Raw genomic sequence first — 15,997 nt, 5'->3', positions numbered from 1 at the left:
CCAGGGGCTTCTTGGACTTCCGTGATTAGGGCATCCTATCTACCATTACCCTTTCAAACACGCGTACTAGGGGGATTCGGTGACGATCGAAGGGAATGCAGACAGCCGGGACGGGGATTTGGTTCATGTCTTGGGCTACTTTAACTTTTCATCAGGGAAATCCGACCCGAAGTCCCTGTCTGCTTTGAATAGACTCTATAGTCTAGCGCTGACCGGCACCAACAAGCGAAATAGTCCTTTTGCAGGTCCTCCGGCTTGGTTGACCATTCTCGAGTGGTTGCAGTCCCGGCTTCGGTCGCTCAAGCAGGAAAAGGAGATTTTCCGAGAGAGCGAACAAGCAGAGCGGGTGATTGAACTTGTCTGGCAGCACCTGCTCCCGGAGTATCTCGATTTTCACAGCGATCTACTATTCCATCAAGAGCCAGAGGGACTGTTCAATGGTCTGTTTCTAGGGCGTGCTATAGAGTGCGTTCTCCAACAGGGTGGCCCCTGGGGGGAAACGGATCGGATCGTATCCGCAGCAATAGAACAACTGAACGACTACGTAGGCTATCGGCCAGTCGCGGTCCTCGAAGGTCGCAGACTGGAGCCTTATCCCCACGAGTGGCTTCGCCCTATTCCTTTGTACATTCGCGATGTAGGCGTCGCGCTCGGCCCCTACTATGAGATCGTATCGCGTTGCTTGGAGATCATTCGCAACACCTCTCCGCATATTCTGCGAGACGCCCAGTTCGATCCGGAGAATCTCGATGAGTTAGCGTTGGATCCCCGAGCGTATGACTTTGATCATCCCGTCAACAAACGCCCGAATTATTACTTCGGGCAATGGGATCCCCATCTTCTCGATCAATCCGGCTCGTATCGTCGGTTTGTATTGCAACAGGTGACCGTTGATGCATTGTTGGCGAGGGTCAAAGAAGAAAAGGAGATCCCTCGCGATCAGCTTCTGACCGAGGCGGCTACCGTTCTGGCCGGCACCATGTTGATGGCCTCGGGCATTTCCGGAGGAGGTGCCAATGCATTCTCGTCCACGACCACGTTGGTACAGTTATTGTCCGTTATTGCCAACTACCGAGATCAGTTCTACTCCGAGTTCTTAGATAATTTGGTCGGTCCTCATGCAGAGCGACTCAAAGCGGAAAGCGCCATTCGCAGGCAACCGCTCGGCGGAGCTCGTCAACAGCTTAACACTCATTTGGCTAGACTGAGAGCAACGCAGGTCGAACACGTTCAATTGGCTCGCATCTTTGCACGCATGGGAAATGCGACAGCGGCCAAGGATGAATCCGATGACGTTCAGGTTCCCTCGGCTCGTATTTTGTGCAGGATCGACTGTCTGCTGACCATCGGCAATCAGCTTCTCCGGCGCGGTGAGCTGGAAAAAGCGGTGGAGATACCGGATCAGATCTTTGATTGGATAGAACGAGGCATCCGTTGTGGGGCTTTGGTTGACCCATGGAACATCCTGGGGTTCGCCGGTAACTTCCCCCGATTTATTGGCACCGACTCGACAGTAAGTGATGAACGAGTCGAAGAGTTGGTCCACATCATGGAGCAGTTACTGGGGTTGATGTCCCGATTGTGGCGGGAAGCTGCCGCCACCAACCAAGATCAACTCTGTGCGCGAACCGAGCAAAGATTCAAGTCGATTTCCGACTGGTGGCGCCAGTTTGCAGCTCATGAAGTGAGCGATGTTTCAGCGACCGATCCGCAAGATATTCTCGAATCATCACAACTTGTGGCCAGGGCGTTGCGACTCTGGCACAAAGGTGGAGCCGCGTCGGGCGATATCCGGTTCTGGGCACCCCACGCTGAGCTGTTTGACTCTCCCAAGGCCTATGGACTCGTCATCGAAGCCCTCCTGGATCGAAACGATTTCGTCGGGGCTATGGCTCTATTAGTCCACTGGCTTAGCCAAGCGGATCGGGTCGGCCTGCAAAGTGGCAATACTTCTTACGCTGATTTTGCACGGCTTTGGCTGGAGCAGTTGATCGAGTCCCGGTGTCAAAGCCTAGCTCCAGAAGCCAAACCGGATCAAGCCAAACCGGATCAAGCCAAACCGGATCAAGCCAAACCGGATCAAGCCAAACTAGATCAAGCCAAACCGGATCAAGCCACGCAAGGTCAGGGGACGCCAGCAATGGCACCGGAATGCCCCTGCTGGGGGACGATTGAAAAGTATTTCGATTATCTCGAGGCGAACGGGGAATCCTATTGGACAGTTCCCGACTTTCAGCTCGGGTCCAAACGAGAAAAGCCGAAAGCCAACGCGGAGCTGGTGGGGGATGATGAGCCGGAAGACGAGGTGCAGAGCTCGTTGTACGGCGCCGCCTATGAAGGGGTTACTTACGAGGATAGCACTGACGACGGCAACGAAGGTCCTGTGTTCGAAGAGGACGAGGGAACGTCGGAGGAGTTGATTTCGGAGTCGAAACGAATCGGCGAACACTTAACGTTCCTGGTTGCTCTGGCCCAGATGTGGAAACTTGTTTCGCAGTCTGTTCGGCTCTTACGTAAGACCGAGCCGGCAGGAAGTCCGCAGTCCAGCATTTCCGATGCTTTGTATAGATGGAGTGAGCAATGCTTGTCGAATCGAGACGGACTGATTCGATTACTGGATCAAGTGCAGTCGTATAAGATTGTTCGGGGCGGGACGGACACCGAGTCGATGGCAAAATACGACCGTAAACGAGTCGTCAAAGAATCTCTCATGGAGCGAATATTGGCGGCAGCCGTGGAAACGGCGGATGCAGGTAGGCTCCTCATCGGTGCGATTCTGTCCAGCGATGACGAAGGAAGCTGCGTTTCCGAGACCTTGCAAAAACTGCCTCGAGATGAGCGGCTCACGGTAGAGCTTTTCGGCAATTTGATGGCTGGCCGTAGAAGCCACGTTGAGGACTCCTTTCCCGACTTCATCGCCGTGATTCGCGATCAAAAGTTGCTTTACGTTTCGCTCGCTCGGGGCGGCAATCCTCGAGAGATCCTGGATGCGCGAGTTCGCAGACGAGCACTAACGCATTTGCTTACGTGGTTACCTCGGCAGGGACTTTTCTACCAAGCATGCCGATTGGTGGACACGGCGCGACACATGGAGCATTCCAATCCTGTGGGACATGGGGCAGTCACCGAGTTCGACGATTTGTTTCAGATCGCCTTTAAATCGATGGTGCGTTGTCTGGTCCGCAATGCCTACCAGTGGCAACAAGATCCACCGAACCCAAAAGAAGGTAAGGGAACGAAACGCAAGCGAATTTCTCCCAATCAATGGGATGCGATCGAGCTGGATGCGATAGTGGATTTGAATCCGCCGGAACCGAATCAAGAGCAATTGGTCCCTCTATTGGAACAGTTGACGGAGATTTTGTTGGGGAGCTGGTTGTCGCATTCACGGACGCTCCGATTGAGCGTGCTAGAAACCATGGATGGGGCGGGTACATGGAACCAGTTAGCTACGTTTATTCAAAAGTACGGTAAAGGAATTTTCACCCAAGGCTTTCTCAAGCTATCCAACGTACGAGCTATCCTGCATCAAGGGGTTGGTAACTACCTAACGCAAGCGATCGAGAATCGTGATTCCGATGAATTGGTGCCACTGCTTGAAGCCCTAGATGCGGGCGAAATCTCGATGGAGGACGCCACCCGTTGGCTTTCGGTGGTTTTCGAAGCGATTATCGACCACTACTCGGAATATAAGGATTACAACAGCACGACGACGCAATCGGATCGAGGCGAGATGCTTTATATGCTCCTCGATTTCCTCAGGTTGCGAGTTCGATACGATCGGGTTTGTTGGAATTTAAAGCCTGTATTTTGGGCTCATGAGGTTTTGGTGCATGCGGGTTGCCAAAACTCTGCTCAGCAATGGCGACGCGCATTGGCAGAGCGTGTGGCCCGAGAATCCGATCAGTACTTGGAGCGTTTGGCCAAGTTACAAGAAGTCTACGCCATGAAGATGCCAACCGTAGCCGATCGACTCAACGAACGATTCGTTAAGCCGATGACGATCGATCGGATGCGTGCTCTCATTCGCCCTGCGATCCGGCAACTCAGGGCGAGCGACCGGGAGGAGAGTCACGCTTTTGATTTGCTAGTGGAAGAGGCTCATCTCATGATGCGTGAACCAACAGGTGTGGGGCTGGATATTCCCGCCTGGCTTCTGATGCTCGAGGAAGAAGTCGATCGCGTTCTGCACAACCATCGAGCTTTTCCCCAGACTCAGCGATTGGAACGATCCGTACCATGGATCGTGGTTCCCAGCTCCAACATCCAATCTCAATTGAACGCTGTTATGGCCCACAATCGAGCTCTACGCGGGCCGCACTAGTCTACTCGCTCCATAGCTCGAGCTCGGTAACGCCGCTTCTCGCTTGGCCTTTGTTGACGAAAACCACGCGAATCTTCGTGGTTTCAACGGGTTGGAATCGGCTCGTATTCATGACGCTACCAGTGGGCTTGCTCGGTTCATGCGTTTCGTTTGCCACTCGTTTCCATTCCGAGTCTGCCCAATACTCAACCCAGTACTCCGTAGGGGTTTGAACACCACCCCGATCGTCGTAGATATACAATTCCGCTCTGCCGATACGTCGCGTCTCTCCGAACTCCACTTGCAACCAATCTTGTGCATTAGGAGATTCATAGCTCGTCCAACGATTCGTCGGGGTCGGGGTAAACACGACCTTACCGTCGATGGCACTCTTTGGGACCCCGCCAAATCGATCAAAATGGGAAGCGGTTGCCCGCGGAAACTCAGACGATCCATCGTTGTAGGCGTGATTGCCAGCGGGCGGCGGAGCCGTCTTCACCGGAAGGGTTGCAGGTCCCCAAGCTTCGATTTCCGTCAAACCGGATTTACCTCGCGGCGAGTGCTTCATCGTGATCTTCACTTTATCTGTTGGCGAACCTCCGAGCGATATCGTTGTTGGTCTACGCCCAACGACATTCTGTATTGGCTTAGAAGCGTCAAAGAGCTTCGTCCATTCACCGTTCTGAAAGACTTCTATCTCGACCGAGTCGGGCGGGACGATTCGGCCGTTGTCCCCATCGTCGAGGAAATAAAGCTGGAGCGTTTCGATGGGGCGTGGAATACCAAAGTCGATTTCAATCCAATCAGATGGGTTAGAAGAACCCTCTGCTGTCCAGCGATTAGGGGGATGTTTTGCGTACCAGTAGTTACCGTCGTTCACCTTCATCAGCGGCGCTTCGCCACTGGTGTAGGAGGTGGTCAATCGCGGGTAATAAGTACCGTCGTTATTGACAGCGAAATTGACTAAGTTTGTGGTGCTAATCGATGTGGAGCGGTCGGTACTATTCGTTCCCTTTGTAAAAACATTGACTGCCTTCAACGGTTGCAATTCTGCAGATTCGGCTATGAGCTTGCCGTCGACATAAACCTTTAACCCCTTACCTCGACCGTACCGTTCACCGGTTCGATCCCAGAGAATCGACACATCGCTATCTCGATAACGCAGATCGTCCAAAGCGAAATAGTCCCACTCCGGCGGTGCCAAAGGGATCAACTCCAACGCATCATCATCCCGCGTCCGGAATCCAACTAGGCCGGTGATCACCAAATCGCAGTAGGCAGAGTGAAAGTAATGCTCCGAATGGTTGTAACCATCGTGCCCTTCAAATGAGCCGGTGTCGGGATGCAAAGCCTCCGCCAGATACGGACGCCCATCCTTGCGATGGGAGCGTGCGTAGATACCAAGCATATCCACATAGTCGGAGGCATTGATGACTTGAGTTCCACGCTGAATCAAGTTCGCCATGGCTTTGAGGGTTTGTGTCGTTGCAAACGGCCAGGATTGTCCGCTCCACCAGCAGCATGATCGTTGAAGCAGAAACATGGGGTCATTGCGTTCGACTGTTGATGGGCCATAGTCTGCGTAGAATGCTTCTCGATCCATGAGCTTCTTCCAAGCTATATCGAACCGCTCGTCATCGATCATATCGAAGTGCCACGGAACGTAACCAATGAGTTCACGCCCAAAGGGGCTGCCGGCATGTTGCCCGGACTCATAAGTCTTGGTCAAGGCTTTGTTGATATGACCATCACGTTCTTCATCGTTCTTAAAGACGGGAAAGAAGAACTGTCGTTGTTCATCCCACATAAGCTCGATCATTTTATCCTTAAGGTTACGAGCTTTGACACGGTATTGGGAGGCTATCTCCGACTTGCCAGCCAGTTCAGCGATTTTGGCGATGGCGACAGCATCGGCCCACATGTACGCATTAAAGGACGGGCGATAGCTGGGAGCTCCTCTCAGGATATCCTGCGTCTGGCGGCTATTGATGTTGAACTCCATTCCATCGTCGTGTCCTGTTTGCCAGAACAATCCGACCTCTTTAACAAAATGTCTCTTCTCCCAACCTTCGTAGTTCGCAATCAGATCGTTCAAAAGATCGATCGTAAACTCGCGGTTCGGATGGGTGCGATTGACTTCCCATACCGAATCCGCCAACCAAGTGGAATAGTTGCGAGGCTGAGCACCGGGTGTTCGCAACCAGTATCGTGAATAGTCCTGGGCAACACGTGGCGACCTTAACCAACGAGCTTCGTAAAGTTGATGACCAGCAGGGCAGCTTATCGCACCGTATGCCCCCGACCAGAAGGGGCGATCGATAAATTCCGTAAAGAGATAGCCAGTGTTCGGTGAGCCATAGGTCAAATGCTTTGTAATCAATTCCCATCGATAGTAGTAGGTTAGGGTGATATCATCGTCAGGGCACTCGAAGAAGGGAATGTTCTCTTTGTACCAATTCCAATCCTGGTTATCCCAAAAGTCGAATCGTTTCAGGATCTCGCTTTTGTCAAGCAATGGCGAATCGCTTGGCTGAGCATTGGAAACCTGTACGAACAACAAAGCTACGACGCAAGCTATGAGTCCAGAAGCGAGCGACCTTGATAACCCGCGAGAGGATGCGAAGACTGACATGATTTTTACTTTCCCGGAATCTGCGAGAGGATTGCTATGTATTGCGTAGATCTCGTATGCCGACGAACTAGCGAAATACAAACCACGAATCATCATAGCCAAAGACGGATAGTAAACCTAGAACCTTCTGGCAGCAGAATAAAAGTGAGACTGAGACCTGGCTTCATAGCACTACAGAAGATTGTCAGAGGCTATTCAATGAGCAAGAATCTGCTCGCTCAGCAGTACCGATTCATAGAGACGTCTTAACTCCCTGCTTCGTCGGGCGATCTCGATTGACAATCGCTGTGCAAATTCTGAAGCAATAACGGTACGAAATTGTTAAACTTGTGGTGTTTAAATACGGCGAGATCTCCCATGTAGAAAGGGCATCAAATGTCGGAAGTCAAGCTTGTGATTCGCGATGTGGACGAAGACCGGTCTGGCACAGTGCATGGGTCGGTGGCGGAATGCTTTATTGCGGCGTTGAGTGCGGATCCAGTTTCGCTGGCCGATCTGAATGCTGCAGTGGATCGATTTACTCTAGAATCGCCAACTCATGGATATTTTTCGCACTTCCTTCACGCCATCGACACCGAGCCGTGGGATGCAGGACTTGTGGTGATCGATATGGCGGCGCGACTGGTAATGATCGACTCATCTTACTCTTCTCCTGGCCGCACCGGATTCATCGAGAGGCACAATATCGATTCCGTCGAAGGCGGGAGCGTGCGTCTACGCTATCGTCTGGCAGACGATTGGCTGTTTCTGCATGACGCGACCAGCTGGGAAGCAACCGCACGCATGCGCCGGCAGGCCCGAGCTGACCAGCCAGTTTTCGAGTTGCGTGAAATCTTCTATGGCGAACCGATGCTGCGATCGATCATTCATGGCTGTCGAATGCAATTTCGCCAGCGGGACGAGATAGCTAAACAAGTTCGTCTGGAATGGATCGAAAATCGACGCCACTGGAACGAACGGTATGCCGATGTTCCCCAGCCAGCGCCCGAAACGTTAACGCTCCACGAGCTCGCTCGCATGGAAGATCCGTCGGCGGATATCGAATACCGTATTTATTACAATACCATTCGCGACATTCACGCAGCGTGGTTGATGACGCCGTGTGCAGAGCTCAACGGTCAGCTTCCTCGAGCGGTGATGTTGGAAGACCACGATCGATTAAGCGGTGACATGGATGATCGTGAAATCCAATGGAGCATTCTAGGGCGATGTCCACCCGGTATCAGTCCCGAATCGCATGCATTTCGGTTTGGCGGATTCAACACGACCGAAATTGTGATGTACTACGATTATGTTCGCCAAGTTGCCTGGGCATGCTGGGACGGTTTACGATCGATGTCAAACGCCGAACGAGCAACGCTAGAAGTATCGCAGAGCGATCTCGAAGAGTTTGTCTGCAATGAAGTGATTCGGTTGCGGGAGATCGGCAATCAATGGCTTGATGCACCGTGGGAGGACGATCCGATGCGGACGCCACGAGGCATCATCAATCTTGAGCGCCGACGGCAGCCCAATGGCGGTCAGTTTCATCCTATCGATCCGGATTGTCCCTGTTGTCAAGCATTGGCCGAGATGCCAGGCATTGGATTCTGGCACATGGACGGCTGCAATATGGACGACTTATTTGCATTCGCCTACCATCACAAAACGATTGAATCATGGGAACTTGACCAGGCAGATTTTCGGGCGTTCAATGAGCAGATCGATCAAGAGTGGAAGCTTGCCAAACAATGGGGACTTCCACCACTGTATTCCGTGCCCAAATCCGACTACGGAGACGTTTGGCGATTGCTGGTTAAAGATGAAGCTGGCGTTATTCCGCTGGGCGACAGACTGAACAAGGTGGCACATTGTGTGGTGTCGCTGGTCGTGCAGGTTCGCATCGCTACGACACATGATACTGGCCTTGATGTTCAGCAGTACATCGATAGCCTCATGGATGCTTATGCTTTGTTGCAACAGGTTTGCGCAGAATCGACCGAGCAGCAGCTATCGCTCAACGTCGAGGTAAACGCGTCGGAGTTGTTGAAACTCGTTAACGAACTGACTGTTTACTTGCAGCACTATCTACGCGAATTCGAATCCATCAAAGCAGAAGAAAACGATTCAAGAGCTGACGACAAGTACGGAAGGAGTTCGATCCCCGAATCGCAGAACGTTTTATTCTCCCGAAAGGCATTGCACGTCGCCGAGGAGCTCAGCCAGTTATTGCGGTGCTTCACCGACTATGCGGAAGAAACCTTCCGTGATGGCTGGCATGATGCTAGTTCCGAGGACGACGCTCCATTTTGAGGAGATCGCGAATCAACTTTCCATCCTCTTCTCTGTTTCCGTTCCCCCATGGTCGACGATGAGAAACTGCGATGTTACGCCGGCTGTTACAGGCCTAAATGTATGGGGCGTGAAGAATTGTGGTAAATTTTGGAGTGGCTTTCCAGCAACCATGCGATGCAGCTGGTCGTATTCTTGAACTGGTGAGACTGATGCGCTGCCGATTCGAGGTAGAATGGAAAAGGGTTCGGTTTATGTCGACGCCCCTCCTCCAAAACGCAGTTTGGGGAAGGTGACGCTGTTGGCGATTAGCGAGCAGTGTTTCATTTTTTCAGCAATTTTTAAAACAGGTACGCATGAATAAGCTTGGTGACATAACCTCAATTCTCGCTCTGGTGGTTATTTCGACCGTCATCCTGTGTTCGATCGGCTTTTCAATTTACTTGCTCGCAATTTCGACCGTGTCTTTGGCACCGATGGTCCTCAATCTCGTGGCGGCGAACGTGTTTCCCAAATCGGCCAGCCAAGTCGCGCTTGCCAGTAGTTCTCTTCTATACATGGTTTGGATGCTAATCTCTGCGCTGGATGCCTTTGTCATCAGGCCCGGTTCACTGAGCCCCTTGGTTTTCGTGATAGGGCCAATCTATTCGATACCTGCGTGGTGCTTGTTTGGTCCATCGCCATTTGCAAGCACCTATCCAGCGGCGAGGGTCTCGAGAAAAACAAAGGTGTCAGGAGTCATTGATTTGCGATTCGATCTGTTTTATTCTGCCTAAATGCCGAGACCAAAACGAGCCGACGAAGCCTGCTGTCTCTACCACGCCCACTATGGGATTTCCGGAGAAGGGCACGTTTACCAAGGTCGCTTCGGTTTGGAATCAACATTGAGGCCACGCGGACTGCCTCAGTCCGCAATTTACCAAACAAAGACTCCAAACACCTTTGTTTTGCACAGGAGGGTTCTCGATAGCTTTAAAACCGTGCCTAACTGGATGTATTTTACTTGTACAGCAAATCCACATCTTCGATAGTGTTTTTCAAGACCTTGGTCCATTCGCCGTACGATGGGTTAGGCAATAAAATCCAGTCGATGCCAAACTTGTCGCTCAGCTCATCGACGACTCGATTTCGGCCTTCTACTCCTGTGGCAGAGTCATATTTGAACCGCTCATCGAAATCTCTAAGGTTGTCACCAAGGTAGAGAACCACTTCAAAGGTTTCCTGGACTTGAGCACGTCGACTGGTTTTGTCACTACCAGTCGAACTGTCTGCGAAAAGGATCTGCGATTCAGGAACATCGATGTCCAATCGCTTTAGTGCTTCGATCGTCGGCTGAATCGCTTCGGTGTTTCGATTCGAAATGTAGATCGGTGCGACACCTAGCTCGCGAATCTTTTTGATGAAGGCAATAGCACCAGGGATCGCGCGAATTTGCTCGGAACCTTTTTGCTCCCATGTTGACCAGCGGTTCATATCAAATAGTACTCGATCTCGAATCTGTTGCGATTGAAACCAACCATTGTCCAGAATCGTCTCGTCGAGGTCCATGATGATTGCCGTTGGTTTGTCCGAGTTGGCAGTCTCGCTGCCGCGTCGAAGTTGCAGCTTGAGCTGAACGATCATCTCCGCCCAGCGAAACGTCTGATGGCAAACCGCCCGATACTCGGCAGATGTCAGCATGTAAAGACTGGCATCCAGCCCGCGATAGGGAACCGCATCGGGAGTCCCCTGAGGTAGTACAAGATTTTGCGGCTTGGTTTGGGACTCTTTGCCAAGTACGTTCAGCAGGGAACCGAGGCAGGCAATGGCAAGGGTGATCGATGCAAAGAGATATCCGATCTCCTTCATGCGAAAGCGAGCGGTCAAGCGGTTAAATGGAAGCATGATGTCTGTGTTTGAGGTAAGATTTCAAGATAGTCAATGATGATCTATTGTACTTTAACGCGAGGGGCAAGGAATGGACGAGTTTTTTGAAGAAGCGATCAAGGAAGCAGAACTCGGGCTGCAAGAAGGAGGGATTCCGATCGGTTCAGTGTTGGTGATCGATGGCAAGATTGTTGGTCGAGGACACAATCGTCGCATCCAACGGGGGAGTGCCGTACTGCATGCTGAGATGGACTGCCTGGAATCCGCAGGTCGTTTGTCCGCAGCAGCTTATCAGCGAGCGACTTTGTACTCCACGCTTTCGCCGTGCGACATGTGCAGCGGTGCTTCGCTTCTTTACAAGATCCCCGGTATCGTGGTCGGGGAGAACGTTACCTTTCAAGGCCCCGAGGAGTATGTGCGAAGCCGAGGGGTCGATGTGGTTTTGCTCAACGACCAGCGTTGCATCGATTTGATGGCTCGATTCATCCAAGCTTACCCTGCTCTCTGGAACGAAGATATCGGAGAGCGGTAGAGTTTGTCTCGAGCTTCAAAAAATCGATCTAAAAATTGGTTCGTATTTCAATCTGGTAAATTGCTCACACAATTGCCATTTGTTTCGTGTTGCGAGTCCTGGTCCTCTGGCGGATTGACGGGCTGGCGTGGCGTTGGCGTAGTGGACGACCCCAACGATAAGTTCGCAATCGATAGGTTCTAGAAGTTTATTTTTGTCAAGCATTTCAAGTTCCTAGGTTCCAGCCGAAGCTGTTTCGATCGCGTCTTTAAACTGGCAGCCAGAGGGACGCGGTCCAATAATGACTCATTCTACAGAGCGTATCGTGAGGGGATTGGGGGCAATCGAATCCTGATGCATTATTCTTTTGTGGTGAATCGCCAGCAAGTTGGCGCGAGCGATACGCTCGCTCAAAAAACTGCTTGACATTCTCGCCACTTTCAACTAACTTGTTAGTTTAGTTGAGGAGGCAGGAAACATGACAGATGCGAATCCTAGCGAGCGAGAGCTCGATGTGCTTAAGGTGTTATGGGAGATCGGGGAGTCCAAAGTACGGGACGTTCACGAGGCTCTCAATTCCCAGCAGAAAACTGCGTTTACGACCGTTCAAACGCTGCTGCGGATCATGGCGGAGAAAGGGCTGGTCAAACAGCGGGTCGTGGGGCGGACGTTGTTTTACACTCCCATTCACACCATCGAACAAGTGAGCTCCCGTTTTCTCAAACGTGTGTACGACGGCGCGCTCGACAAAATGGTCCTCAACATGTTGCAGGCAGAAGATGTCTCGGCTGACGAGATGCGAGAACTCGAACGGTTGATCGCTCGAGCCCGTGCTGCAAAACAAAAAAACAAGGAGGGAAGAATATGAACTCTCTACAAGAAGTCGTTGTTACTTGGTTGGAATTCGTGTTCGCGTCTACGTTAGTCCTTTTGTTTGCATCGTGGATGACTCATCGTTTGCGAGAGCCAGTAGACCGCGTTAGTTGGATTAGTTTTAGTTTGGTGACCGCTCTGCTAGCTCCTATCGTGCTGCTCGCGTTCTACACTCCTAACCTTAACCTGGGAATTATTCCCATTCCCAAAGAACCGACACTCGTCGCCAGCGTTACCACTGATCCGTCATCGGTGAGCCAGCTCGAGCTTGTGAACCCCATCGAGAGAAAATCCGCCGAACAAAAGGAACGCTTGGCGCTCTCAAGTCATCACGAACTACTTGAAGAGACTCCAACCGGGCGACCTGTCGTTTCCGCCCAAACTGCAGTAGAAGAATCAGAGTGGGCCGAGCAATCTGAGACTATGCCCATCGGTCTCGCGACGAACCCAAACCACAATCCTGATGCTGCACGCGATTTCATAACGGAAGTTCGGGAGCGAGCACAGCTTGTCAGCAGCGTGTGGGATTTGGCTGCGTTTTGCCTGATCGGCGTCTATAGTGTTGTTTTCATTTGGATCGTTTTGCAGTGGTGCATAGGCGCTCTCTACCTTCGGAAGCTCATACTCCGAGCCAAACCTGCAAGCCCGGAGATACAGGAGACTTGGCAGGACGTCAGTCGCGATGGAAGGGCACCGATTCGTTTGCTAATCACGGACGAGTTCTCTACTCCTGTCGCTTTTTGGGTATGGAAGCCGGTGGTAGTCTTACCGGAATCGCTGGCCAATGGACCTTATTCGACTCTGAAATTTTGTCTGTTACATGAATGGGCCCACTTTCAGCGTGGAGATTTGTTGCGTTGGCAGTGGGCCAATGCTTTACAATTTGTGTTCTGGTTTCATCCGCTGTACTGGTCTCTTCGGAAAGAGCTGCGAGTGAACCAGGACTTAATCGCGGATCACTATGCAGCGGGCAAAAATAACGATCCAGAAGATCGGTTCGCTTACGCAGAATTGTTGGTATCGATCGCCAAAAGTGCGATGCCCCCCAAGCTGGAAGGCGGAGTCGCTTTTTGTGATTCCAGCAGTCAGCTCGCTAGACGAATCAATGCCTTGCTTGCATCGTCTCACGGTTTGCGAAGAAAGTCTACGACTTCGTTTTGTTTGATCGCTAGCCTTTCGTTGCTATTGGTAGCTTGTATTGCGGGAAGCGTTAGGCTGGGTTCGGCATACGCCATTCCCATCAACGTGCCTGACGCTGAGGCAGCAGTACTTGCGGATGATGAACCTCAACAGAACGATTCTGATCCACTTCGAATCGTTCGTGGGCAAGTCGTAAACGAGAATGGCATGCCGATATCAAATGCAAAGCTTTGGTTACCTACGAACATGCCACCTCGAAGAACCATTGAAATTACGGCAGATTCCAACGGCCGTTTCGAGCTGAAATGTCCAGAAGAATGGATTGAGTCAAGAGATTTCTACATGGGACTCTACGCGTGGGTTTTTGCTCCAGGTTATAGCATCGAAACAGTGCCAGTGTTCAAGTACATGATTCAAGAAAGCAGTGACGAATCCACGATTGCATTGGTGCCTGAGGAGCAGGTGCGAATCAAGGTTATGTCGCACTTGGGAATGCCGTGTCGCGATGCGAAAGTAAAACTATCCTTGTACACTTTGGGACAGAATGCGCACTCCATCCCCGAGGAAATCGTCAACGCACTGATTGGCACTACCAATGAGGAGGGCATCGTTACCCTCTCTGCTATCCAGGCCAATCGGCTTTTTGCTGTAGAAGTTGAGAGCGATGATTCTGGTAGGCAGATTTTTAGAATGGATAACGACAATGCCAATGCTCCCGATACATCGGTGACAACAATGACTCTCAAGCCTTCTGGGGGGCTTAAGGGGAAGTTGATTGCTGACCAGCCAGAATGGGTACAGAATGTCAAGATCTACTTCAGGTCCGATGAGATGAATACCGTTCGAGATCCTAGAGGTGTTGCAGAGGTGACAACTAACGAGTTGGGCGAGTTTCACGTACCTAAGATCATAAGCCAATCATCACTAAGGGTTACCGTCATGATCGATCCTCAGTTGCCGGTGCGGCCACGGATACCGATGAGCCTGTCGGTCCAAGAGGGGGAGACTTACGAGTTCAACATCCCCCTCGTGCATGCACCGATGGTGATCGGCAAGGTGGTTACGAAAGCAGAAGGTGCCCCGGTCGCTGATGCACAAATATCACTATACTATGGAGGCCCTTATGTTAGTGTTAGCAGCGGCCTGGGCACTCAAAGCGAGCGTGTTGTTACGGACGAGCGTGGCGAGTTCCGTGGAAGAGTCCTGCCGGGCAATATGACTGTCCATTTCTTTTCACTTCCAAACCGCTTGGTAAGACTAAGGCCACGGTTAGAAACGGCTTACGCAATACCGTCGGATGTAGAAGAGTTCACGTTGCCAACGTTTGAGGTGCTGGGATCGAAAGAACTAACCGGTATCCTGCTTGGAACCGATGGCCAACCTGCTAAGGAAACAAAGGTGTTCGCTTCTCACGAGATGAGTACTTATGCTCAAGAAGACACCGATTCTCAAGGTCGATTCCAACTGTGGGTTCCGGAAGGACTCGATTTCACTTTTGAGGCCATTGGAGCTTGGGGCAGAATCCCGGTGCAGATAGTTCAAGCTGATCCTCTCGTGTTGCAAATAGTCGACACCGAGTCCGACCTTCCTGATCCTAAAGAAGAGGAAGCCAAGCGAGCTTTGTTACCGGACGTCACACTATCTGGTAGAGTCTTGTTCTATGACAAACCACTTCCAAACACCAAGGTGATTGCGACTCGTAATGCTTCGGTCTATTTCGAAGACATCAATAAAATTCGAGGCCCCGTTCCTAAATTTGCGCCGATCGAAACTCAAACGGACTCAGATGGTCGCTATCGTATCGTTGGCTTGAAAGCGGGCGATCGCTATACCATGGAGATCCGACCGGAGATCGCCGCAACCGATCCTCATTCGAATTTGAAGAAAGGACATATCCAAAAAATCCCTCAGGATGCAACGGGGGACGTTGAACTCACGGACGTGAAGCTAATCGCACTCAACCAAACGATCGCTGGTAAAGTCGTGGATCTTGCTGGCAAACCAATCCAGGGGGTGACTATTAGCGTGGAGTTGCGAAAAGACAAAACCTTGAGTCTGTCGTCCTCATCGACTTACTCGACCGGAGCACGTTCCGATGCAAATGGGCTTTTCAGGATAGCAATGCTTCCCGATGCGCTCCTGTCGCTTACGGCCCATCTTCCAAGTTCGACTCGAGTAGATCCTCGATTTCCAGCCAAGATCGACATCGCCATGAATCAACAAGATATTCGTATCGTGCTCGATCCTTGAAATTTGGTCATCAAATCTTGGGAGCAACCCGATTTGGAATCCGTTTGCGTCGGGAGCAAACCACCAACGAGCTGGCGATTCCATTGAACGCAATGAATAGTTATTGATGTTCCTTCTGGCAAATTGATGTACAATCTTGGGGAAGTCTATT

Annotated in this window: 8 protein-coding genes; 6 read left to right on the top strand and 2 right to left on the bottom strand. The window is 51.4% G+C overall.

The annotated features are described in order from the left end of the window. The first annotated feature begins 79 nt into the window (after positions 1-79). On the top strand, positions 80-4,324 hold the full coding sequence (locus SH449x_RS21265; protein WP_482378089.1) for a hypothetical protein: 4,245 nt from the start codon (positions 80-82) through the stop codon (positions 4,322-4,324). A gap of 1 nt (position 4,325) precedes the next feature. Here the strand turns inward: SH449x_RS21265 and SH449x_RS21260 are convergent, their stop codons facing one another. Further along, a complete protein-coding gene (locus tag SH449x_RS21260; RefSeq protein WP_482378088.1) occupies positions 4,326-6,935 on the bottom strand; it encodes a discoidin domain-containing protein in 2,610 nt (869 codons plus the stop codon). A gap of 375 nt (positions 6,936-7,310) precedes the next feature. Between SH449x_RS21260 and SH449x_RS21255 the strand changes: the two genes are divergently transcribed. Further along, positions 7,311-9,227, top strand: a complete 1,917-nt coding sequence (locus tag SH449x_RS21255) for a hypothetical protein (RefSeq protein WP_482378087.1) — start codon at positions 7,311-7,313, stop codon at positions 9,225-9,227. Between the two features lie 335 nt (positions 9,228-9,562). Continuing rightward, positions 9,563-9,982, top strand: coding sequence for a hypothetical protein (locus tag SH449x_RS21250; RefSeq protein WP_482378086.1), 420 nt, complete (start codon positions 9,563-9,565; stop codon positions 9,980-9,982). Positions 9,983-10,205: 223 nt separating this feature from the next. On the opposite strand, the gene SH449x_RS21245 is transcribed toward SH449x_RS21250, so the two are convergent. Further along, positions 10,206-11,090, bottom strand: coding sequence for a 5'-nucleotidase, lipoprotein e(P4) family (locus tag SH449x_RS21245; protein ID WP_482378085.1), 885 nt, complete (start codon positions 11,088-11,090; stop codon positions 10,206-10,208). 73 nt (positions 11,091-11,163) lie between these two features. On the opposite strand from SH449x_RS21245, the gene SH449x_RS21240 reads away from it, so the two are divergent. The 3 genes from SH449x_RS21240 to SH449x_RS21230 all read left to right on the top strand — a co-directional run bounded on the left by SH449x_RS21240 (position 11,164) and on the right by SH449x_RS21230 (position 15,846). Continuing rightward, on the top strand, positions 11,164-11,604 hold the full coding sequence (locus SH449x_RS21240; RefSeq protein WP_482378084.1) for a nucleoside deaminase: 441 nt from the start codon (positions 11,164-11,166) through the stop codon (positions 11,602-11,604). A 457-nt stretch (positions 11,605-12,061) separates the two neighbouring features. Further along, a complete protein-coding gene (locus tag SH449x_RS21235; protein ID WP_482378083.1) occupies positions 12,062-12,451 on the top strand; it encodes a BlaI/MecI/CopY family transcriptional regulator in 390 nt (129 codons plus the stop codon). Next, positions 12,448-15,846, top strand: a complete 3,399-nt coding sequence (locus SH449x_RS21230; protein WP_482378082.1) for a M56 family metallopeptidase — start codon at positions 12,448-12,450, stop codon at positions 15,844-15,846. Before SH449x_RS21235 ends, SH449x_RS21230 begins: the two co-directional genes overlap by 4 nt. Positions 15,847-15,997: the final 151 nt, after the last annotated feature.

This window comes from Brakhagea baltica (genome assembly GCF_052161605.1).
Classification (GTDB): domain Bacteria; phylum Planctomycetota; class Planctomycetia; order Pirellulales; family Pirellulaceae; genus JBKCUI01.
This window is presented reverse-complemented; position numbering and strand designations above follow the sequence as displayed.

Excerpts from the sequence above, each read along its gene's own strand:
- SH449x_RS21260 (WP_482378088.1), bottom strand. The coding sequence starts at position 6,935 with ATGTCAGTCTTCGCATCCTCTCGCGGGTTATCAAGGTCGCTCGCTTCT.
- SH449x_RS21255 (WP_482378087.1), top strand. The coding sequence starts at position 7,311 with ATGTCGGAAGTCAAGCTTGTGATTCGCGATGTGGACGAAGACCGGTCT.
- SH449x_RS21250 (WP_482378086.1), top strand. The coding sequence starts at position 9,563 with ATGAATAAGCTTGGTGACATAACCTCAATTCTCGCTCTGGTGGTTATT.
- SH449x_RS21245 (WP_482378085.1), bottom strand. The coding sequence starts at position 11,090 with ATGCTTCCATTTAACCGCTTGACCGCTCGCTTTCGCATGAAGGAGATC.
- SH449x_RS21240 (WP_482378084.1), top strand. The coding sequence starts at position 11,164 with ATGGACGAGTTTTTTGAAGAAGCGATCAAGGAAGCAGAACTCGGGCTG.
- SH449x_RS21235 (WP_482378083.1), top strand. The coding sequence starts at position 12,062 with ATGACAGATGCGAATCCTAGCGAGCGAGAGCTCGATGTGCTTAAGGTG.
- SH449x_RS21230 (WP_482378082.1), top strand. The coding sequence starts at position 12,448 with ATGAACTCTCTACAAGAAGTCGTTGTTACTTGGTTGGAATTCGTGTTC.